Source organism: Staphylococcus aureus (genome assembly GCF_001027105.1).
Lineage (GTDB): Bacteria > Bacillota > Bacilli > Staphylococcales > Staphylococcaceae > Staphylococcus > Staphylococcus aureus.
Window position 1 is genome coordinate 2,628,239 of sequence record NZ_CP011526.1, and the last position, 23,161, is coordinate 2,651,399.

The 23,161-nt window shown below is 33.3% G+C and carries 24 protein-coding genes; 5 read left to right on the plus strand and 19 right to left on the minus strand.

Annotated features, from left to right (window positions below; translation table 11 throughout):
* The first annotated feature begins 30 nt into the window (after window positions 1–30).
* Window positions 31–360, plus strand: coding sequence for a hypothetical protein (locus AA076_RS15770; RefSeq protein WP_001791775.1), 330 nt, complete (start codon window positions 31–33; stop codon window positions 358–360).
* 59 nt (window positions 361–419) lie between these two features.
* On the opposite strand, the gene mbcS is transcribed toward AA076_RS15770, so the two are convergent.
* From mbcS to betB, 5 genes are all read right to left on the minus strand, one after another.
* Window positions 420–2,018 (minus strand): acyl-CoA synthetase MbcS, encoded by a 1,599-nt coding sequence (gene mbcS, locus AA076_RS13420; protein WP_001172340.1) that lies wholly within the window; start codon window positions 2,016–2,018, stop codon window positions 420–422.
* Between the two features lie 193 nt (window positions 2,019–2,211).
* Window positions 2,212–2,655 carry an antibiotic biosynthesis monooxygenase family protein gene (locus AA076_RS13425; protein ID WP_000708242.1) on the minus strand — a complete coding sequence of 148 codons (444 nt, stop codon included), beginning with the start codon at window positions 2,653–2,655 and terminating at the stop codon, window positions 2,212–2,214.
* A gap of 280 nt (window positions 2,656–2,935) precedes the next feature.
* Window positions 2,936–3,148, minus strand: a complete 213-nt coding sequence (locus tag AA076_RS13430; RefSeq protein ID WP_000011688.1) for a sterile alpha motif-like domain-containing protein — start codon at window positions 3,146–3,148, stop codon at window positions 2,936–2,938.
* Window positions 3,149–3,425: 277 nt separating this feature from the next.
* The gene (gene betA / locus AA076_RS13435; protein WP_000066521.1) at window positions 3,426–5,135 is read right to left on the minus strand and encodes a choline dehydrogenase; all 1,710 of its coding nucleotides are present in this window, start codon (window positions 5,133–5,135) and stop codon (window positions 3,426–3,428) included.
* 260 nt (window positions 5,136–5,395) lie between these two features.
* Complete coding sequence (gene betB / locus AA076_RS13440; protein WP_000421701.1) at window positions 5,396–6,886, minus strand: betaine-aldehyde dehydrogenase; 1,491 nt, start codon at window positions 6,884–6,886, stop codon at window positions 5,396–5,398.
* 68 nt (window positions 6,887–6,954) lie between these two features.
* Here betB and AA076_RS15775 point away from each other — a divergent pair, with 68 nt between their 5' ends.
* Both AA076_RS15775 and cudC read left to right on the plus strand, forming a co-directional pair.
* Window positions 6,955–7,050 (plus strand): hypothetical protein, encoded by a 96-nt coding sequence (locus AA076_RS15775; RefSeq protein WP_001789908.1) that lies wholly within the window; start codon window positions 6,955–6,957, stop codon window positions 7,048–7,050.
* An 88-nt stretch (window positions 7,051–7,138) separates the two neighbouring features.
* On the plus strand, window positions 7,139–7,702 hold the full coding sequence (cudC, locus tag AA076_RS13450; RefSeq protein ID WP_000198598.1) for a choline uptake/conversion transcriptional regulator CudC: 564 nt from the start codon (window positions 7,139–7,141) through the stop codon (window positions 7,700–7,702).
* Window positions 7,703–7,889: 187 nt separating this feature from the next.
* Here the strand turns inward: cudC and AA076_RS13455 are convergent, their stop codons facing one another.
* Together AA076_RS13455 and AA076_RS13460 are read right to left on the minus strand one after the other, a co-directional pair.
* Window positions 7,890–8,576 carry an MBL fold metallo-hydrolase gene (locus tag AA076_RS13455; RefSeq protein ID WP_000184398.1) on the minus strand — a complete coding sequence of 229 codons (687 nt, stop codon included), beginning with the start codon at window positions 8,574–8,576 and terminating at the stop codon, window positions 7,890–7,892.
* Between the two features lie 263 nt (window positions 8,577–8,839).
* The gene (locus AA076_RS13460) at window positions 8,840–10,462 is read right to left on the minus strand and encodes a BCCT family transporter (RefSeq protein WP_000711870.1); all 1,623 of its coding nucleotides are present in this window, start codon (window positions 10,460–10,462) and stop codon (window positions 8,840–8,842) included.
* 131 nt (window positions 10,463–10,593) lie between these two features.
* On the opposite strand from AA076_RS13460, the gene AA076_RS15780 reads away from it, so the two are divergent.
* Window positions 10,594–10,755 carry a hypothetical protein gene (locus AA076_RS15780; protein ID WP_001789911.1) on the plus strand — a complete coding sequence of 54 codons (162 nt, stop codon included), beginning with the start codon at window positions 10,594–10,596 and terminating at the stop codon, window positions 10,753–10,755.
* Between the two features lie 15 nt (window positions 10,756–10,770).
* Here AA076_RS15780 and AA076_RS15785 read toward each other — a convergent pair whose 3' ends face one another.
* The 7 genes from AA076_RS15785 to AA076_RS13500 form a co-directional block, all read right to left on the minus strand.
* Window positions 10,771–10,881 carry a hypothetical protein gene (locus AA076_RS15785; protein ID WP_001790600.1) on the minus strand — a complete coding sequence of 37 codons (111 nt, stop codon included), beginning with the start codon at window positions 10,879–10,881 and terminating at the stop codon, window positions 10,771–10,773.
* 99 nt (window positions 10,882–10,980) lie between these two features.
* Window positions 10,981–11,517, minus strand: coding sequence for an anaerobic ribonucleoside-triphosphate reductase activating protein (nrdG, locus tag AA076_RS13475; protein ID WP_000601724.1), 537 nt, complete (start codon window positions 11,515–11,517; stop codon window positions 10,981–10,983).
* Window positions 11,514–13,364, minus strand: coding sequence for an anaerobic ribonucleoside-triphosphate reductase (gene nrdD, locus AA076_RS13480; RefSeq protein WP_001071717.1), 1,851 nt, complete (start codon window positions 13,362–13,364; stop codon window positions 11,514–11,516). The genes nrdG and nrdD overlap by 4 nt, the downstream gene beginning before the upstream one ends.
* A gap of 246 nt (window positions 13,365–13,610) precedes the next feature.
* A complete protein-coding gene (locus AA076_RS13485; protein ID WP_001083499.1) occupies window positions 13,611–14,981 on the minus strand; it encodes a CitMHS family transporter in 1,371 nt (456 codons plus the stop codon).
* 321 nt (window positions 14,982–15,302) lie between these two features.
* A complete protein-coding gene (locus tag AA076_RS15790) occupies window positions 15,303–15,398 on the minus strand; it encodes a hypothetical protein (protein WP_001789304.1) in 96 nt (31 codons plus the stop codon).
* A 75-nt stretch (window positions 15,399–15,473) separates the two neighbouring features.
* Window positions 15,474–16,079, minus strand: coding sequence for an NAD(P)-binding protein (locus tag AA076_RS13495; protein WP_001057051.1), 606 nt, complete (start codon window positions 16,077–16,079; stop codon window positions 15,474–15,476).
* Window positions 16,080–16,141: 62 nt separating this feature from the next.
* Window positions 16,142–18,022, minus strand: coding sequence for an assimilatory sulfite reductase (NADPH) flavoprotein subunit (locus AA076_RS13500; RefSeq protein WP_000775155.1), 1,881 nt, complete (start codon window positions 18,020–18,022; stop codon window positions 16,142–16,144).
* 194 nt (window positions 18,023–18,216) lie between these two features.
* Here AA076_RS13500 and AA076_RS15795 point away from each other — a divergent pair, with 194 nt between their 5' ends.
* Window positions 18,217–18,309, plus strand: coding sequence for a hypothetical protein (locus AA076_RS15795; protein WP_010956583.1), 93 nt, complete (start codon window positions 18,217–18,219; stop codon window positions 18,307–18,309).
* Window positions 18,310–18,416: 107 nt separating this feature from the next.
* Here the strand turns inward: AA076_RS15795 and AA076_RS13510 are convergent, their stop codons facing one another.
* From AA076_RS13510 to AA076_RS13535, 5 genes are all read right to left on the minus strand, one after another.
* On the minus strand, window positions 18,417–18,914 hold the full coding sequence (locus tag AA076_RS13510) for a glutathione peroxidase (RefSeq protein WP_001065268.1): 498 nt from the start codon (window positions 18,912–18,914) through the stop codon (window positions 18,417–18,419).
* Between the two features lie 9 nt (window positions 18,915–18,923).
* The gene (locus AA076_RS15800) at window positions 18,924–19,184 is read right to left on the minus strand and encodes a hypothetical protein (RefSeq protein WP_001789910.1); all 261 of its coding nucleotides are present in this window, start codon (window positions 19,182–19,184) and stop codon (window positions 18,924–18,926) included.
* Window positions 19,185–19,565: 381 nt separating this feature from the next.
* The gene (locus AA076_RS15810) at window positions 19,566–19,679 is read right to left on the minus strand and encodes a hypothetical protein (protein ID WP_011447078.1); all 114 of its coding nucleotides are present in this window, start codon (window positions 19,677–19,679) and stop codon (window positions 19,566–19,568) included.
* Between the two features lie 658 nt (window positions 19,680–20,337).
* Window positions 20,338–22,338, minus strand: coding sequence for an ABC transporter permease (locus AA076_RS13530; protein ID WP_000776751.1), 2,001 nt, complete (start codon window positions 22,336–22,338; stop codon window positions 20,338–20,340).
* On the minus strand, window positions 22,335–23,090 hold the full coding sequence (locus tag AA076_RS13535) for an ABC transporter ATP-binding protein (protein ID WP_000923760.1): 756 nt from the start codon (window positions 23,088–23,090) through the stop codon (window positions 22,335–22,337). The genes AA076_RS13530 and AA076_RS13535 overlap by 4 nt, the downstream gene beginning before the upstream one ends.
* Window positions 23,091–23,161: the final 71 nt, after the last annotated feature.

Below are 23,161 nucleotides of genomic sequence, written 5' to 3' on the forward strand. Positions count from 1 at the left end.
CAAATAGCTAACGATTGTTTTAATCTACATTTGGCTTATAGCATTTTAAACCTATACTCTATTTTGATACAATATAAGTGTAAAATCAATCATAAAAAGGATATTCAATATCTGCATCCAAGAAAAACATTACAATTACCTTTAATATTGAAAATTATTTTGAATCTTGCACTTATAGGTATTGTAATTATCGTTCTAACACATACTGAGTTTCAACTTAATGCCGGTGATAGTAATGTGTTTTTATTAAACTGGGATATTCGAGGTTTAACATCTTATATTTTCTCATTCTTAATACTGGTTGCGCTTGTTTCTAAACTAATTTTAATATTTATAACTAGACGACAAAGAACATCATAAATAAACAAGCAGTCCAGTGCGTATCATCATACCTTACGCATTGGACTGCTTTGCTATGTTTATTGATTGCTATCTTTTTGTTGTTGCCATTTTTCTATTTCAGCATCTCGTAGTTCAACACGACGAATTTTACCTGAGTTTGTTTTTGGTAAGTCGTCAACGAATTCAATCTCTCTCGGATATTTATATGGTGCAACTTCATTTTTAACAAATTGTTGTAGTTCTTTAACTAACGTATCATCACCCGCAGTATGGTCCTGTAAAATAACGAATGCTTTAACAATATTTCCTCGTATATCATGAGGTTTTGCTACTACAGCACATTCTTTAACGGCTGGATGATTCGTTAACGCATCTTCAACTTCAAAAGGCCCAATCGTATAGCCTGAACTAATAATAATGTCATCTCGACGTCCTTCAAACCAGAAATAACCATCATCATCTACATGAGCTAAGTCACCAGTGATGTAGTATTTACCTGTTTGCGCTTTCGCCGTACGTTCTGGCTCTTTATAATACCCTTTGAAAAGTGCTGGCAAATCAAGTGGTACTGCAATATTCCCTTTCGTATTAGCAGGTACGCTATTCCCCTCATCATCTACTACAGTGACCGAACTACCCGGAATGCCTTTACCCATTGATCCAATCCTCTGTGGTGTATCTTTTAAAAAGCCTATAAGCAAGGTACTTTCAGTCTGGCCATATCCATCTCTTACAGTTAAATTAAAGTATTTCTTGAATTGTTCAACTACTTCTCGATTTAGTGGCTCACCTGCAGAAACGGCACTATGTAAATGCGTTAAGTCATAATCATTTAAGTTCTGTAATTTAGCCATCATACGATATTCTGTCGGTGTACAACATAAAACATTAATTTGATATTTTTGAAGCAATTCTAAGTATGTTTCAGGACTGAACCTTCCATTAAATACAAAAGCAGTTGCACCTGAACCTAATACAGATAAGAAAGGACTCCATACCCATTTTTGCCAACCTGGTGCTGCTGTTGCCCAAACTAAGTCATCTTCATTAATACATAACCAATGTTTTGGTGCCATTTGTAAATGTGCAAATCCCCATCCATGACAATGTGTAACGGCTTTAGGATTGCCAGTTGTACCAGATGTATATGACAGAATCGCCATATCATCACGCGTCGTATCTGCCATTTCTAGTTTGTTACTTGCGTTTTCTTTTTCAGCTTCAAGTGAAATCCATCCATCTTTTTGACCGGCAATAACAAATTTAGTTAACGCATCATATTCTTTAATTTTTTCAAATTCAACTGTGAATGGCTCTAGTGCAATAACTGCATTAATTTCACCATGTGTGATACGGTATTGTAAATCTTTAGTTCTTAGCATTTCAGAACATGGAATGATTGCAACACCTAATTTTAAAGCAGCAATATATAATTCATACGTCGCAATAGATCGTGGCATCATAATGAGTACTTTATCGCCTTTAGATAAACCGTGCGATGCTAAAACATTACCTACTTTATTAGACTGTTCAATGAGCTGTTGGTAAGTGACTGATATATCTTCGCCTTCAGTATTATGATATAAAATTGCCTTTTTATCTGGTATGTGGCTATATTTTTCGATTTCCGAAATAATGTTATATTTTTCAGGCGCGAATAGAGCTGACTTTTGCATAACTAACTTCCTTTCATACATCCACTTTTCCTGTGATGAACATTGTAATTTTATAAATGAATTATATACATCATACGCCTATCTTTACAGAATTTTCAATTAAATAGGGTTAAATACCAAAGTCCTCGACACTACACTTTGACATGACGTAGCATTCAAGGACTTTCAAATGATTGAGGGTTGATATCTCGGGCTAGACCATATCAGCTAATTCAATACGAATATTGTATGATAATTCACGATTAATTATTTTTACATCTGCACCTTTCGAAGTGCCACGATGCTTGTGTGTATGCTTGTACTCAGCTGAATTTTGCCAATGATAAAATGCTTGCCTATTTTCCCACAGCGTAATAATGATATAGTGTCTACCAGCTGTTCTAGGTCTTAAAAACCTTAATGCTTTAAATCCATCAACGTTTTTTAAATGCTTATTACGTCGCAAAAATTTTTGCTCGAATGTTTCTTCTTGTCCTTCGTTAATATATAAATGATTTAACACACATAATGAATCATTTGATAAATCATTTATCGCTTCTAGCACATCGTAATATGCAGTGTCATTATTTTTTTGTATTGTGAGACAATCATCCAGTTCTTCTATTACATAACTTCTATATTCATCATAAATTTTCATAATAAATGCCTTCATTTCATTTATATTTTTGGTCATATTACTTTATATCTATTACTAATTCATTCCCGTATTTATTAATTACAATCATAGTTTGGCTTCTTTTTAAAAGATAAGACTTTGTAAAAAGTATTAATATTTCATGCAAATGGGGGACAGGAGTCGCCCACTATTTTTGTGTCTTCAATTTCATGATCATTATTTAACATTAGTCATGAAAATAGCCGACAACTTCATCTGTGAAATCACCGGCCTTTTATTTTAGCTAACTTTATTTCTGATTTTACGATTTTAATTGATCATACAGAGAAAGTGATCTTTTTACAATTTCTAAAAACTCATGATCTATATTGGACATTTGATGAAAATAAGACAAAATGTTTTCTGTTAGCTTCTCTTGTTTTGGGAATGAATCATCTTCTTTAATCCAAATCGCTAATTCGCCTAATGGTGTTTTATCATCTTTAAATGTTTGTATATATTCGTAAAAGCTCATAGTATTCCTTCTCTCAATTTACTTATATAAATCCTACCACGAAAGCTTTCAAGAAAACACAATTAAATGTCTATTTAGTGAACTTTTTAAGGTTGTGCACTCTTTTAATGTCTGCCAATTAGGTCAATTAATCATCACAATGTACAATTAACTCTATTTTCAGTTCATATACTCACACACCGTTTTTGAACAACACATTAACTTCTCATTTAGATAAAACGCAAAAAAGCCTGGCACCAATACAATAGATGCCAGACTAAGAGTCTACTATATAAATTTATTTAGCGTATGGTTTTACTTCGATTGCACCTTCATTTTCATCATGAACACCATGCTTATAATAATCAATATATTGTGGCTCTAAAGGCTTTCTGCCACGTATAATGTCTGCTGCTTTTTCAGCTAACATTAAAACAGGTGCGTGTATATTGCCATTTGTCGTACGTGGCATAGCTGATGCATCAACTACACGTAAATTTTCCATACCGTGGACTTTCATTGTTAACGGGTCAACTACTGCCATTGGATCTGAAGCAGGACCCATTTTAGCACTACAAGATGGGTGTAATGCTGTTTCACCATCTCTACGAACCCAATCAAGAATTTCTTCGTCTGTTTGCACTTCTGGTCCTGGTGAAATTTCTCCACCATTGAATGGATCCATTGCTTTTTGAGATAAGATATTTCTTGCTACACGAATTGCTTCTACCCATTCTTTTTTATCTTCTTCTGTTGATAAATAATTAAAGCGGATACTTGGTTTTTCGAATGGATCTTTAGATTTGATTTTCAAGCTACCACGAGAGTTTGAATACATTGGTCCTACGTGAACTTGATAACCATGTGCGACCGCTGCCTTTTGACCATCATATCTTACAGCTATTGGTAAGAAATGGAACATTAAGTTAGGATAATCAACTTCGTTATTTGAACGTACAAATCCGCCACCTTCAAAATGGTTAGATGCTGCTGCACCTGTACGTGTGAAAATCCATTGTAAACCAATAAATGGCATGCGCTTGATATCTAAGCTTGGCTGTAATGATACAGGTTCCTTACATTTATGTTGAATGTATACCTCTAAGTGATCTTCAAAGTTTTCACCCACACCAGGTAAATGAACACGTGGCTCAATGCCTTTTGATTTTAGGAACTCTGAATCACCGATACCAGATAATTGTAGTAATTGTGGCGTATTGAATGCCCCACCAGACAAAATGACTTCATTAGCATCGATGGTATGTAGTTTGCCATTTTTCTTATACGTAACACCAGTTGCTCTTCTACCTTCATAATGAATTTCAGTTACAAAGGCACGTGTTTCAACGGTTAAGTTTTTACGCTTCATCGCTGGATGTAAATATGCTCTTGAAGCTGACATTCGGCGACCACGATGTACTTGACTATCGAACGGTCCAAAACCTTCTTGTCTAAATCCATTCACATCAGGTGTTTTATGATAGCCTGCTTCAACACCTGCATCAAAGAATGACTGGAATAAAGGATTCGTTGCTGGCCCTCGTTTTAACTTAATTGGTCCATCATGGCCTCTAAATTTATCATAAGGCGCTGCACCGTATGTTTTTTCTAATTTTTTAAAATACGGTAAACAGTGCGCAAAATCCCAAGTTTCCATACCTTCTGGTTCTGCCCAGCCTTCATAGTCCATTGGATTACCACGTTGATAAATCATGCCATTAATCGAACTTGATCCACCTAAAACTTTACCTCGGGCATGTGCTACTTTACGACCGCCCATATGTGGTTCTTCATCTGTTGAATAAATCCAATCGTAAAATTTATTGCCTGAAGGGAACATTAACGCAGCAGGCATTTGGATAAATAAATCCCAAAAATAATCACTGCGACCCGCTTCTAATACTAAGACTTCTTTATCTTTATCTTCACTCAGACGATTACCTAGTACAGAACCTGCACTGCCTCCTCCAATGATGACATAATCATATGATTTGTTTTTGTTACTCATCGTTATGACCTCCAAAGTTTGTTGTATTTCAAAGTGAGTATTGCATGAAATATTTGTTAGTGGCTGATTGGTTATCGTTGAATTGCTAAACTTAGCTAACCAAAACACTCGCTTTTCCTTTTACGATTGTTACTAACAGTAATGAAATAATCTATGATTCATTTTGCGTTTAGTCCAAATTATCAATCAACATTTCGCCACTTATACAAAACAAAGTGAGTGTCTTGTGTTCTTACAATGGCACTCACCTTATCTAATTTTTATTTGCTAAACCAATTCACTAATTGTGGATTTGTATTTGTTAAAATGTGTTTTGAAACAAGGTACTCTTCTAAGCCTTCTTTGCCTAATTCTCTACCGATACCTGATTGTTTGTATCCACCCCATGGCGCTTGTGCAAAATATGGATGGAAATCATTAATCCACACCGTTCCAAGTTTCAACTTGTTAGCAACGCGTTGTGCTTTTCCAATATCTTTAGAAAATACAGCACCTGCTAAACCATATATAGAATCATTCGCTAATTGAATCGCTTCTTGTTCAGTTTCAAAGCCTTCTACAGTAACGACAGGTCCGAAAACCTCTTCTTGTACAATACGCATTGACGTATCACAATTTGTAATGACTGTTGGCTCGAAGAATAGACCATCTTTTAAATCATCTCTATCTGGACGTTTACCACCAACAGCAATTGTTGCGCCTTCTGCTTTAGCTACATCCATATAAGATTCGATCTTATTACGATGTTCTGTTGAAATCACTGGTCCCATTTCAGTATCAGCATCAAAACCATTACCTAATTTGATTTTTTTCACGCGATCAATAAGTGCTTGCTCAAATTTGTCTTTAATACTGTTTTGTACTAATATTCTTGATCCTGCTGAACAAACTTGACCTGCATGGAAATATCCACCATTTAACGCTTGGTCTACTGCCAATTCAAAATCAGCATCATCAAAGATAATGTTTGGATTTTTACCGCCAAGTTCCAAGGCAATATTCGTAACATTATTAGCAGCATTTTTCATAATATGCTTACCAGTCTCAATGCCACCTGTAAATGATACAAGGTCAACCTCTTTATGACCTGACATTACGTCACCAACTTCAGAACCTGCACCTAGAATAAGATTAATTGTTCCTTTAGGGAAACCAACTTCTTCCATTAATTCAAAAACACGTATTGTTGTTAATGGTGTAATTTCACTTGGTTTCATAACTAGTGAACAACCCGTAGCAAGCGCTGGCGCAATTTTCCATGATGCTTGTAATAACGGATAATTCCAAGGTGTAATTTGTGTAACTACACCTACTGGTTCTTTAACAATTTTGCTTTCTGTATCTGGAATTGGTGAATCAATCATTTCGCCACCGTCTTTATCTGCTAATCCAGCAAAATACATAAACACATTATGAATATCATCCATATCTGCATATGATTCTTCTAACGTTTTTCCAGTATCTAATGTTTCTAATCGTGCTAACGCTTCGCGATGTTCTTTAATCTTGTCCGCGATGGCACGTACTTTTTTACCTCTTGTTTCAGCAGTTTCTTGCGACCATTCACCAGACTCAAACGCACGTCTTGCAGCTAAGATTGCACGTTCTGCATCCTCTTTTGTCCCTTCAGAAACCGTAAATATCACTTCTTGATTGTAAGGATTGATAATATCTCTTGTATTTTTATTCGCGCTTTCAACCCACTCACCATCAATATATTGACGCTGAGATAAATGTTTTAAAAGTTCCATTCAACAACCTCCGTTAAGTTTGTTAAATTTTTATTTAACGAATTTTACAAACTTATGTTAGCATAGAAATGAAAAATGTGTCAATTTACAAAACAACTCAAGAATTAAGTTTTGTAAGTTCGTTAGATTTTTATTTAACGAAACATTTAACTTTAATGCTTTAAATATTTTTAATGTCTTTTTTTAGAAAAGGTTTTATAATGTATTAGTATTTATTTTAACGTGACCAAAATGATGTACGGAGGTGCAATGATGACTCGTTCTCAGAACAAACAGCAACAATTAGAACAAGCAAAAGATATTGTAATTAATTCAATTGGACAGACAATGGATTTGTATGGCACTAATAGAAGTGTAGGAAACTTATATGGCACAATGGTGTTTGAAGGCAGTATGACGCTTGATGAAATGCGTCATCAATTGCAAATGAGCAAACCAAGTATGAGTGCTGGCGTTAAGAAATTGCAGGAATTTGATATTGTTAAACAACAATTTACGAGAGGAAGCCGCAAACAACATTTTATCGCCGAGAAAGACTTTTTCATCTTTTTCCGAAACTTTTTCACTAAAAAATTCCAGCGTGAAATTGACATCAATGTCGAAGCAGTAAAAGATGCTCAAGCTATTATCAATCCATTACTTGAAAGCAGTGATTTAACTGAAGCTGAAACACAAGAGGCACAAAAAATTAAAGCTCAGCTTGATCATACACATGTTTATTACGAATGGTTAGAACAGTTAACCGAAGCGATTGAAAGCGGTGAAATTTTCAAATATTTCCCAATTCCAGAACAGCCTTCTGATTCTGAAAATTAAAATTGACTCAAACAACGACAATGATGATTATGCATGATAAAAACAATGCAATAGGTCCACGAAATAAACGGTAATTTCTATCTCAATAAATAGAAATTACCGTTTTTGTTTTATATGACAATCAATTATGGAGGTATTTTCTAGGGCTTTCTTAGATTCGTTACATTGCTTCGCCAATATATTTCAATTAGCTATTCTCGCCCTCACGTACTCTATCAATAATATTTTGTATTTGTTCACGTTTTTCATATTCATTTTCTACAAAATAAACTAACGGTTCATCTTTGATAGTAACCCAAGGTACAAGTACATCAAAATCTAATTCTTTAACCATCTCTAAACTTTGAATAGATTTTTCTCTATCACTTGAACCTAATATAACTGTACGCCATCTCTTCCCTTCAAAACATATAAAATCTCCAGTAAATAAGTAACGGTGATGACCATCATCCCATAAAAATAGTGTCGTCCCTGGTGTATGTCCAGGCGCGGGAATAACTTCTAAATCCTTATCCAACATTACACGATTACTAAATTGTTTTTGAACAGAAATCTTATGTTTCAGTGCAGCCACATCATTTTCATGTATAAAGTAAGGGGCTTCAACTTGATTAGAACCTCCTATAGATTCATGATCATGATTCATCAATACTTTTGAAACACCACCTAATGATGCAATGTCTTGTTGGGAGTCACCTAAGTGTCCGGAATGATAGATAACAATATTACCTGTTTCACGTTTTAAAATAAAAGATTTAAATAGAAATCGATTATCAAAAGGCAGTTCCGAAGTAGGTGTCGCATATAAGTTTTTTGTGATGGATTCTAAACTGTCATGTAATTTGGACTGTTTATTTTTAAATTGATTAGTCATTTTATTTCATCCTTCGATTAATTTGAATTGTACATACGCAGTACCCTTTATTTAATTTAATAATCAATGAGAGTCTTTCAAACTTCGATTTAGAATATGCTTCATACAATAAATAAGTACTTGGAGCACTAAAAAATTAAATCTTTTAGTACAACATTAATGAAAACCTAAAAGTTCATCCTACAATGCTACTAAAAAAAGGGGAATGGAACAGAAATGATATTTTCACAAAATTCATTTCGTCGTCCCAGACCCGCTTTGAATTATAAATTATCGTCTTGTTCTTCTTCTGATACTTGAACGATTCGCAATGAACGACGTTCAACTTCTTTTAATTTTTCAGCACGCGTTTCAAGTTTAATTCTATCGCGCCCTAAAATGATTAAAAATGATATCATCATGAAAATAAAAATAACAATTAATGGCACACTTGCCAGTATTGAAGCAGTTTTCAATACTTCTAATGCACGTTCACCACCAACTAGCATCAATGAAAATGGCAATAAGCACAATGCAAATGCCCAGAATAAACGATTGGCACGTAATGGTTCGCCTACCACTTTTTTCTGAGATGCTGCCGCTAAAATATATGAACCCGAATCAAATGTTGTTGCTAAGAATAAGAAAGCAGATACTAAGAATAGTACAATCATCAATGATGGGAATGGTAAATGATGCACCACTTCAATAATGGTTGCCTCTGTACCATGTGTATTTAAATATTGTGTTACATTAAACTGTCCAGAAATTTGTAAATACACAGCATAGTTACCAAAAATACCAAAGAATAATACGCATCCAAGCGTTCCATAAATAATTGTTCCTAGCACGACTTCTTTAAGGCGTCGACCTTTTGAAATTCTAGCGATAAATAAACCGATAAATGGCGCATATACTAACCACCATGACCAGTAGAATATTGTCCAGTCTTGTGGGAAATTCGTTTCTTTTCGACCTTTAATACCACCGAATGGTTCTAACCATGTTGCCATATGAAAGAAATCTCTCAACATATTTCCGAACCCTGTCACTGTCGTTTCCATAATAAAAACAGTCGGTCCAATAATAAATATAAAGGCTAAAAGTACAAAGGATAGCCAAACGTTGATATCACTTAACTTTTGAATACCTTTTTTCAATCCTGTATATGAACTAATGGCAAATATAACCGTGATTGTTAATAAAATGGCCGAACGTAAAATCATATTTTTACCATCTAAACCAGTTAATCTTTCTATGCCTGCAGAAATTAATGGCACACCTAACGCTAGTGATGTTGCCGCACCACCTAGCAATCCAAAGATAAATAAGATATCTACAACTTTACCTACAAATTTATCTGTTTGACCTTTTAAAATCGGACGACAAGCTTGACTAATTTTATACACCGGTTGTTTTTTAACAAATACTAAATAACCAATTGGTAATGCTGGTAGAACATAAATAGCCCAAGCAATTGGCCCCCAGTGGAACATACCATATTGCGTCGCATATTGGAGTGCTTCATCACTCATACTTTTCGCGCCATTTGGTGGAACTTGATAGTAAAAAGCCCATTCAATAACGCCCCAGTATAAAATATCAGAGCCTATGCCTGCACAAAACAGCATTGCCGCCCATGTAAATGTATTAAATTCTGGTTTATCACTTGCTTTACCAAGTGTGACATTACCATATTTACCAAATGCGATATACATTACAAAGCAAAAAATCGCCAGCCCCATAAATAAATATATCGAACCAATTGAATCAGAAATGGCACTATTAATACCAGTGATGATATCTTCACTTGCTTTTGGAAAAGCCATCATAGGTATAACTGCAAAAAGAAGTACAGCTACTGTCCCTATAAAGGTCGTCCAGTCCATAACTTTCTCTTTTTTCAATTGTGCTCCCCCTAATTATTAATTTTATGAATCCTGTTTCGATTTATCTCAAAATGTAATAATTATATTGATTCACAAAATTGACAATAACTAACATTTAATAATAATGCAAATTTCATACAATTTGAAACTTGGCAATTATTGAATATTTATATAATTTTTCCCGTAATAAACAAAACCTTAATAGCGCTAAAATAACAGTGTTAAGTTACGATTTAACGAATTTAACAAATTTTACTAGAATGGCATTTAAGAATATTTATACGTTATTAACGAATATTTATTTATTGTAAAACGCTACCAAAAAGTTAGACTTCCTTCCCACTAAAATACCACTTTTCTCTTTCAACTTTTTTAAAAAACGGATATGCAACTTTTAGTATTGGTATCAAAATGATTGTTAGGTCATATTCTATCAATATATTTTTATAAAGAATTGCTTTTATTAACTTTCAATTATGTACCTAACCTAAAAAGAAGCCAAGGCAACGAATGTTACCTTGACTTCTAATACATATTCAACTAACTATATATTCAATCATACGCGCATGCGAGAGTGATTGTTGTACATCTATAATGCGTTGATTTAAAGAACCTTTATATGGTAAATCAGGTTTGAATAAGTGTTGTATAAATAGACCATCTACTAAAACGTCAATGTATGATAATAACTCTCGACGTTCTGTACAATCATTTGCTAAATATTCATATAAAAATCCAGTCCATACCCAAATTGTCTTTGTATTTCCAAAACGTGCTCGAAATGCTTTGACAAGATTTAATGTAATATCCAAATTACAAAATGGTTCGCCACCTAATAGACTTAGCCCAGATATATAATCATGATCGCAATCATCTAATATTTCTGCTAATATTTCATCAGTGTATTTCTCGCCATATCTGAACTTTTGTGAGGCTTTGTTATAACATCCAACACAATTAAATGGACATCCTGATACATAAACACTGCATCTTACTCCTTCACCGTCAACAAAGCTATTTGATTCTATTTTAGCAATATAACCTTGTCCTTGTTTAATGTCTAAAAGTATCATTCTTTAGGCGCTTTCATATGTTTTACTCGTGCGCAAATTTCTTTATGACGGCCTTTAATTACTGGACGTTGAACTGGATTGCCTAGGTAACCACATGTTCGTTTAACGACATCAACTGTTTTAGGATTATCATTGCCACAGTTCGGGCATTTAAATCCTTTTTCAGTTGCTTCAAAATCTCCATCGTAATCACATTCATAACAATGATCAATCGGAATATTTGTACCTAAGTAACCAACTTTGTCATAAGAGTAGTCCCATACCGCTTCTAGTGCTTTCAAATTGTGTTGCAATTTCGGATACTCACAATAGTGAATGAAACCACCACTCGCATAATAAGGATAATCTTTTTCAAAATCTAACTTTTCAAAAGGTGTAACATCTTTACGTACATCATAATGGAAAGAGTTTTGATAATATCCTTTATCTGTAATGTCTTTAATATCTCCAAATCTCTCTTGGTCTAAACGACAAAAACGATCCGTTAGCGATTCACTCGGCGTACTGTAAATACTGAACCAAATGTCATATAATTCTGTCCATTTCGTTTGATAACGTTTCATTTCTTTAAGAATTTCAAGCGTAAATGCTTTTGCTTCTTGAGATGTTTCCCAGTCTGGACCATAGAAAACAGTAGCTGTTTCATACAACCCTATATAGCCCATTGAAATCGTTGCACGTTTATTTTTAAATAACTCAGCAACATCATCTGTTTCTTTTAATTTATAGTTAAATGCGCCACTTTTATATAAAATCGGTGCGTTATTCGGTACAGCATCTTTCAAACGATTTATACGATAAAGTAATGCATCATGTAACACATCGATACGTTCATAAAAGATTTCCCAGAATTTCGTCATATTACCGGCAGATTCTAATGCCATTCTAGGTAAATTAAGTGTAACAACACCAAGATTACAACGACCATTATTTTCAAAATGACCTTCCGCATCTTTCCAACTTGGTAAAAATGAACGACAACCCATTGGCGCTTTGAAATCACCTAATATTTCTACGAGTTTGTCATAATTTAAAATATCTGGATACATACGTTTCGTTGAACACTTTAATGCTAGTTGTTTAATGTCATAGTTCGGATCTTGCGGACTAAAGTTGGTTCCTTTTTTAATTGAAAATACAAGTTTCGGGAAAATCGCTGTCGTGCGGTCTTTTCCTAAGCCTTTGATACGAGTATTTAAGATAGCTTGTTGAATTTTGCGACTTAAATGATCTGTACCTAAGCCGAATCCTAATGTTACAAAAGGTGTCTGTCCATTAGATGTATATAAGGTATTAATTTCATATTCTAAACTTTCAATCGCATCATTGATGTCTTTAGTGACTTGTTGATCAACATAACGATCAATTTCAGATTCTTTGACAAATTGCTTTGCGATATTCCTATGTTGTTCTTCATTATGTCGTGCATATGTACTAAGTAATTCGTCAACGCGGTCAACCGTACAGCCACCATATTGACTGCTAGAAACATTGGCTATAATTTGTACAAGCTGCGCTGATGCAGTTTGTATTGATTTTGGTGAAGTTACATTCGCGTTGCCTATTTCAAATCCATTATGTAGCATATTTTTAGCATCTATTAAACAACAGTTAGTTAACGGTTGGAATGGATGATAATCTAAGTCGTGAAAATGTATGTCCCCTCTTTGATGTGCATCTGCAACGTGCTTTGGTAATAAATGATTTAATGCGTAAGATTTAGAAACGATACCTGCTGTTAAATCTCTCATTGTTGAAAATGTATCACTATCTTTGTTAGCATTTTCGTTAACAATAGCAGGATCTTTAGAAATCAAACCCGTTAATGCTTCTTCGATTTGATTCATTTTACCCCTTCTTCCTATATATTGTGTCTACTCATTACGTTATACCACTATATATAGTATTTTCAAATTTTTATTAGTCTGTTAACTAAAACGTCACAAAGTTATTAACATTTAGTGAAATTCATATTTCTACACAATTATTTCATTAATTTTTAAAATTGTTTAAAGATTCGTCCGTCATTTCGACATGTTTATGCAACTATTATTTCATTTTGCAACGTGACCATAGTTTCTATTTTTTCATACTTAAATCGTCACAATGCCCATCAACATTGCAATTACTAACATAACGATAGCGAATCCCCAAATCCAAAAGAATGCATACTTAATATACGTGCCCATGTTTGCCTCTGCTAAACCAATTGCCAACCATAAGGCTGGTGAAAATGGGCTGACAAATGTACCTATAATATTCCCTATGACCATTGAATAAGCTGTTGATACAGACGGTACACCAAATTGCCCTGCTGTTTGTTCGACAATCGGTAACACAGCAAAATAATAAGCGTCTGTGCTAGTTAGTAAATCTAATGGTACGCCAAGTAAACCTACAATAATATGCAAGTATGGTCCTACTTCTGCAGGAATCACTTTGATTAAATTGGTCGCAATCGCTTTAAGCATACCGGTTTCATTTAGTACACCTAAAAACATACCTGCTGCAATAATCACTGCAGCCATCATTAATGCATTCGGCGCATGCGCTCTTAATCGTTCCATTTGTTCATCCACTGATTTAAAATTAATAACAAGTGCCAACGAAACACCTATCATGAATGCAAATTCAGGTGGCGCAATATTTATTAACATCGATAGAATAACAGCTAAAGTTAAAGCTGTATTCACCCATTTTATCCATGATTTTGTTCTTGCACGTCCTTTTACAGGAAACCTTACATCTTGATCTCGTTCATATACTTCAACTAATTTATGTACATCTATATCTTGTGTTTGCGGTAATTCATTTCTCTCTATTGCTTTTTTGATACGTTTCTGTTCTTTAAATCCAAGATATACCGCAAACAACATAACAAGAATGAAACCTATTATTTGAATAGGTATTAATCCATACCATAATTCATTGACACTTTTGGCTTTTAACACTGCAGCTACACGAGCCATTGGACCTCCCCAAGGTACCATGTTCATAATCGCCGCGCTTAATGCTAATAGTAAAATCAATAAATATTTATTCATATTTAACGCTTTATATAAAGGTAATAATGCAGGAATAGAAAGCAAAAATGTTACCGCACCGGCCCCATCTAATTGGGCTATTGTGCCAATTAAAGCTGTCATTGCACAGACAATGACGACATTGCCTCGTGTCATTAATATTAAGCGTTTGACAAGCGGCTTGAATAAACCACTATCGTTCATGATGCCAAAGAAAATAATGGCAAAGATAAACATAATAACAACGTTGATGACTTGATCTAACCCTTTAGCAAAAAATCCAACCAAATCTGTCACACTATATCCTAAAATCATTGCCCCTAAGCAAGGTATGATTGTCATACCTACAACTGGATTTATCTTTTTGGCAATGAGTAAACCTACAATTGAAATAATAATAATGAGCCCCATTACTGTTAACCACATATTATCACTATTCATATTATTTTCTCCCTCCACTTTTAATACAATTTACATAATCCCCCTCTTTAACTTAAATATTATAATTAATATAATTTTTTATATTTAAGTTATCTCATTTTATCAAAAAAATCTTTTTTGCGTAACTATCAATAGTGAAGTTTGATTTTCCTACTTGATAACATGGCATGACTAATCCTTGTATATCCTGTCCTGTATTTCATTTTGATCTATCATTTTTATTATTGCTTTCTATTGCACAAAAAATCTGGCTAAAGGTCGCTATGATAGTAACGACTTCAACCAGATTTCAATTTATCCACCTATTTTATTAAGTTTGTTCTACGTATCTTTTTCTCTATTGTAATATTCATATTTAAAACGCATATCATTATCGCTTAAATCCTTCATTATTAGACTATTCACAAAGCCGCCCATGTCTTAATTTCAATGATTAAGCGTTAAAGTTAAAATAAGAAGACTTACCTTAGACGGTTAGACGGTCCGCTATTATTATCTTACATCCAACCACGCTAAAAATTGAGCTTGTTTGTCATGATTTAAATATTCTTGTGACACAATTTGTGACAGTAACTGTTGCTTTTCGTTATATGTTATATCAAGTACTTTTATTTTCTGTCGGCAAGTATATAAAAAGTCGATATACGAACTGTATGATGGTGGATATAACGCCTCAAGCTCTGCCATAATTGATTTTGTCAACTTAGGACTCGCACCATCAGTTGATACACTGATAGTTAGCTTGTCGCGGTGTAGTGCACTTGGAAATACAACATTGCCATTTGATGCATCTCCAACATTATTAAAAAGGGCATGCTCAGGTAAGGCTTTTTTTACCGCTTCATTGACACGTGGCTCATTGGTTGCTGCAATAACTAGATACGCGTCTACAATATCGCTTGGTTCAAATTCTTTTTCTTTCCATATGACGACACCGTTATCTACCATATTTTGAAGTTTTTCAGTGATTGTCGGACTGATGACCGTCATATGTTCAACGTATTGATTTAATGTTTGTGCCCGACGACTTGCAACGACGCCTCCACCAACTATGACGACATTTTTATTTGTTAAATCTATCATTAATGGCATATTCATGTTGAGCAACATCCTTTATATCTTTTTACATCATTACACCTTAAAATATTTAACACCAATCGCTAATAAACATCACGTTGATAGCGTTGTTGTTGTTTCATTTGTCGCAATAATAACTCTGCTTCTTCTTGAGAAATATGACGTTCTTTTACCAATACATCTTTAATGGCTTGATGGACATCTTTCGCCATACATTTTTCATCGCCACAAATATAGATTGCTGCGCCTTGCTCAATCCATTCATTGAAACGTTTACTTTCTTCCATTATACGATGCTGTACATATTCTTTGTGTTCTTGGTCTCTTGAAAATGCTAAATCTACGCGTGTTAAGTTTCCATTTTCAAGCCATTCTTCTATTTCTTCTTCATATAAAAAGTCAGAACTACGGTGTTGATCACCAAAGAACAACCATGTTTTTCCAGTCATACCAAGTTCTTCACGTTCTTGTAAATATGCTCTAAAAGGAGCAATTCCAGTACCTGGTCCAATCATAATAACCGGTATATCTTGCTTCATCGGAAATTTGAAGTTCGGATTTTTCTTCAAATAAATTGGTACTATATCGCCTGGTTTAATTCGCTCAGCAAAATGAACCGAGCATACACCTTTTCTCTCACGTCCATGTGCTTGATAACGAACCGTACCAACGGTAATATGCACTTCATCTGGCGTTGCCATAAAACTACTAGAAATCGAATACTCTCTTGGTGGTAATTTTCTAAGGATTTGATACATATTCTCAGGTTGTAATTCTATAGTTGGAAAATCTGTTATTAAATCTATAAAGTCCCGATTTATAACATATTCACGCGCCCATGACTCATCTTGAATACGTTCAGATAATTCTTCATTGTCAAAATAGATATCTGCATTTTTCAATAATGGCAATGTTAATTTAGTAAATTCAAAATGTGATGTTAGTGCTTCAACAATAGGAACTGTATCACCATGATCATTAATTGGCACCGGAGATTGCGGATCCCAACCTAACATGGATATTAGTTTTTCAACCAATTCAGGGTCGTTTTGCGGTAATGCTACTATACAATCTCCTGGTTCATATGATTCACTAAAATCATCAAGTAAAAATTCTATATGTCGTGTTTCTTTATTTGAATCGGTACCATTTAAATTGATATTCGCTAATACTTCTGCTTGGTATGGATTTGATTTAGAATATTTCTTTTCTTTGGCAGACTTAATTGATTCACTTATCACCGATTCACTTTGAATACCTTCTGATGTGGTATCAATAATATTAATGATGTCTGCCATCCACTTTTCTGCGTCTTCTTCATAATCAATATCACAATCTACACGCTTACATATACGCTCAGCGCCTAGATTTTCTAGTAAAACATCTACATCTTTACCGGCTTGACAGAAAAATTCATATGTTTGATCACCTAAAGCTAGTACTGAATATCTCACATGATTTAAATTAGGTGCGTTATCGTCTTCTAAAAATTCAAAGAAATCCCATGCATTATCAGGCGGTTCTCCTTCACCATGAGTAGACGTAATAATAAATAAATCTTCTAACTGCGCGATGTTTGTCGTATCATATTCATCCATTGACATCAAAACAACTTGATGTCCGATATCACTTAAACGTTCTGAAAAAATTTCAGCTAAACGCATGGCATTACCTGATTCAGAACCATATAGCACTGTAACATGCCGCTGATTAGCTTCGATATGTGGCTCTTTATTTTGTAACATATACGTTGTTGAAGTTGCTTGTTCTTCTGATATTTGTGATTGTTGCCACACTTCTGTCTCTAATTGTTGTTGATTACTATCACTTGTCGTATCGTTACTATTAGCTAGTAAAAAACCACTAAGCCACTGTTGTTGGCTCTCTGTTAATGTTTGCAGCAGATTGTTAATCTCTGTGACTTGTTTTTCTGTAAATGGACTATTAGATGTATTTAATTTCAAATGTTTTCACCTCAATAAACTTGAAATAGATGATTGACTCTTTTTTTATCGATAGTTTAGTCAATTTTTTAATATGTATGGTATAAATTAAAACAAACTTGAGTTGTGTCTGATAGTTATACTTGCAAATATTTACAACCTTCATGTTGCTTGAATGACATTATCAGTAATTCAGACAAAACTTTGATTATGTCGTGTCAGTTATTAATGCATACAGTAATGCATCGTTGTTATTTTTTATTTATTTACTATTTATTATGTACCAAATCAGCCTTTCAGTAAAATAGGTCAAATTACTGATTTTCTAAATATAAAATGCCTCCTAATAACATACTATTAGTACATCATTAAGAGGCTCTTGTGTTATTTGCATACTAAGCGCTCAAATTTAAATTTAAGATGAAGATTCTTGCAATAATATTTCTATATTTGTCGATATATCCAATGGATCTTCCATTGGCAAGAATCGATTTACAACATTTCCTTGTCGATCGATTATAAATTTTGTGAAATTCCATTTTATTGGGGACCCAAAGATTCCTGGTTGTTCATTCTTTAAATGCGTAAATAACGGATGTTCATCGTTCCCGTTCACAGATATTTTAGCTAACACTGGAAATGTTACACCAAATTTCTCACGACTAATTTTCAAGATTTCTTCATTAGAACCTGGTTGTCGATTGTCAAAATTATTATTCGGAAAACTCAACACTACAAACCCACGATCCTTATATTTTTGAAATAAAGTCTCTAGTTTTTTCAATTGTTCGCTATATATACATTCTGTTGCAGTATTAACAACTAAAATCACTTTACCTCTAAATGCTTCTAATTTATAAGTTAAGCCTTTATAATCACTTACTTCGATATCATACACATTTCTATTATTCATAAGACACCCCTACACAGCCTTTTTTATATTGAATATGTTCTTTTTAGAATGTTCTGATAAAATAAGTGCGCGTTTACACCGTGAACACACATTATATAGCGTGATACATTTTTCGAGCACACGATAAATAATGTTCGAGTTTATGTTGTTGCTCAACCTATCCGATTTACCGTCTTTTTTCACCTGTCTTACTTTATTAAAATAATCACATTGTATAGCTGTATTAGTCCAGCTACAATATCTTCCGTTATAACCCCTCATTATAATCATCCTTATTTTCTATTTTTAAAAAGACAATTAGACCGCTCTTTAAACTATAGATTAATACTTAAGTTAAACTCATACATACTGATACCATACGTTAGATCTAACAATTTAAAATTCGTTATAACTATGGATTAAAGAGCTGCCCAACTCATATAATCCTTAAAAACTTCACATGTGATTGTTTATTAAGCCCTCCTTTATCTTATTAAATATCCTTATAACCCTTTTAAAATTAAACTGACACACTCATACATTGTTACACGCGACGATAAACGTCATATTATTGCATATCATTAAAACAAGTCACTTTGTATCGTGTGCGACCGAATACATATTAAATCATCAATAATGATTATTCAATTATTAAAAATAAAAACGAACATTCTATATAGAGTTTCTACTTATTGTTTTTTCAGCATTGTCTACATTACTTAACATTCGTGTTTGTAAGTAATATTGACCGCCAATATTTAGACACTTTATAAGTATGCCATTCATCATTTTTAATCATATTATTTTTCTTATTGATATTTCTATTCATATATTTCTGATTGTATATTTAGATATAATAATTTGTTATTGGAAAATATATGAAACAAATTTGACTCATCTTTTTCAATATCTAAATGACACGATGCATGATTTTTTAATTTTGTAATTAACTTCCTTTTAAATTAGACTGAATTGTGACAATTTTCAAACATTTTAATGTGTAAATCATTGGCAAAATATACGAATTGCATTTAAATCGTCAATTTACATATATTTTTGCGTAGTAATCAATCGTTATCATTGTTATTTATCGTTACATTATTTCGAGTATCAGTATGTATTTCGGGCTTCGTTTGATAACGACATTTCTTTGTGACATCGCTTCATCAGTGTAACAACAAATACAATGATTTCGTGATGTTAGTTACCCATTTTATGTGTTGCATAAAATATGTTGTTATAAAACATTTTAAATCATTTTATATAAACAATCTATATATTTTTGGCATTTCCAAAATATCACTTGTTATATTAAAAACCGACAAGACATTTTATCTTATCGGTTGAAATTTGTTATTGTTATTTGTAATGTTTTTAGGTTTCTTTTTAATATAATATATTTCAGTGAAAATACATGATTGATTGTGATTTCACTGAAACATGGTTAATTGCGTTGTTGATGAATAACTTTAGCATAAATATAGGAAGTTATTTTGTACATCGCCATATATAGAAACGAAATTATAATGACAGCTAGTACGTAACTTGTTAAAAATATATGATGGTTATTAATACCTATCATATTTAGTAACGTATATACAATGTTACTAGAAATTAATGTGTGAATCAGTGCTACTGTTATTGGTATTGCGAACAAGAAAGTCATTTGATTTCGTGTTATCTTTGCTATTCTTCCATTATCTAAACCAAGTTTTTTCATAATGTCATAATTGTGCTGATTTGCATAGGCTTCTGAGACTTGTTTATAATACATCATTAGAAATATTCCAATGACAAGTACAATTGATACTACGCCACCTACAAATATTAGTCCACCTGTCAAACGATCCCAAACCATTAGCATTTCTGATTTAGAATTTATTGACGCATCGTATTTTTTCGATAGCTTTTGTATTTGTGATGTTGTTAATTTCGTCTTTCCAAATACATTAAAGTTTATCGATATTGTCGAATTCTTTTGTTCATGTGCATAAAATCCTTTTACTTTTTGTAATTGATTGTTATCTTTAACAATTAAAACCATACTATCTTGAATCATCATCAAATTTAACGCATGTGCGTCAAGTTGTTTCACTTTAAAGACTTCATTATTAAGACCGACCTTAGACTGCTTTTTAAAAATAGGTACATTCGTAATCATACCTATACTTTGATTGTCTAAGTGTAATTTGTTTTGGTGATATCGATTATAATCTTGTGCAGTAAAAGCTGTAATCATTACTGATTGTCTTGAAAATATCGCGCCTTCATTACCAATGAAGTCTATTGGAATATCATCACTAGCCTGTTTTAACTTGTAATAAGCACGATTCTTTTCTAAAGAAGCTCTAAATAATGTCGTTTCATATACTTTGAAGTCTTTTGCATTAACCGAACCCTGTATATCACGTTTAATATTCTCAATTGTTTGTTGACGTTCTATTTGTGACTTAGAATTGTCGCTAAATGACAAATCATAATCATTCGTAATCAATTTCGTAATGGTATGATTCATATCACGATAGGTTGTTAATGTCATTGTGAGCGTTACAATCAAAAATGTACACAGCAAAGTGATTGTTGCAAGACTGACTGCATTCATTTTAAGACGTACACGCATCCCAACTACCACAAAAAAATACCGTGGATGATAGTAAACTTTTGATACCTGCTGCAATATACTAATAATTATTTCACTTATACCTACAAAAAATGCATAAGTACCGATAATAACTAATCCTATGACAATCCATATTTTAAAAAAGGCACCAAACGTCGTATCTTGTTGTAATGCAATAAAGTAACCTAAATATAGTGCTGCGCTTCCTATAACAATTAAAACGTAACGCAACCATCGTGATATGACACTAGAATCGGAACGATGTTGATAAGTTATCGGCCGTTGAAAATTAATACTAAACAAGTTGAATATAAGTAGCATGCCCATTAATACAGCAATGATAATCAAAGTAATAAACATCGCTACAGAGTCAAATGGATAATACCTTAACGTCGCAACTTCACTGCCCATTATTTTCTGTATAAACAAGAAAAATATCGCACCAAGTAAGTATCCGCCGGCAATACTAACGACTGAAATTATCACAAATTGTAAGATAGTTTCCATCACTACAATTAAACGCATACTTTTCTTGGTCATGCCCAATGTCATAAAAATGCTAAACTCTTTTCGTCTTTGTGACATCATAAAGTGATTTGCATAGAAAATAAAAATAAAAGTTAAAAGCGCCATAAAAAAATTAGCTATGATAATAAATGGTACTAGGAAGTCATTCTTCTGTTTTATGTAGCTATTTAACCCAATTGACACAAGCGTATATTCAATCATGAATAGTACACTTACCGCTAAAATGAATGGAATGATTACAAGTCGCTGCGTAATAAATTGACGTCGCACTATGTGCCATAACAATCTTAACTTCATATATTGACACTTCCTCCATTCACAAGTGCTAAGCTATCTGTTATTCGTTGTTGAAAAGCTAATTGACTTTCTTCACCACGATATATTTCATGATATAGACGCCCATCTTTAATAAAAATGACTCGCTCTGCATAAGACGCATCGATATTTGAATGAGTTACCATTAAAATTGTCTGTTCCAATTGATGAATCTCTTGAAATAACATCATCAATGCCTTTGATGTTTTTGAATCAAGTGCACCTGTAGGTTCATCGGCTAGTAAAATCGTCGGCTTAGTAACTAATGCACGTGCAATGGCAATGCGTTGCTTCTGACCCCCAGAGATTTCAGAAGGATACTTGTTTAAGAATCCCTCTAAATGTAATTGTACTGCCAACTGATGTACCCTTTGTTCTATATCTTTTCGTTTAGCACCAGCTAAAATTAATGGCATCATTATATTTTCTTTATTCGTCATTGTTGGTAAAAGATTAAAATCTTGAAAAACAAAACCTACCATTTGTTGACGATACAATGCTTTACTTTTATTTTTCATATTATTTAAATGTGCGCCATCCACAATAATGTCACCTTCAGTTAGTCCATCAAAAGAAGCAATTAAATTTAGTAGTGTAGACTTCCCTGACCCAGACTCACCCATAATTGCAACAAATTCACCAGCTCCAACTGATAAATTCATTTGATTAAGTGCTGTCGTAGCATTCAAACCTTTACCATAAACCTTTTTTACATGTTTCACTTCTAGCAACATGGCATGCACCTCATTTCTTTGTTAGTTCTATATTAAAACAAAAAAATACTAATAACATTTAAATTAGTAAA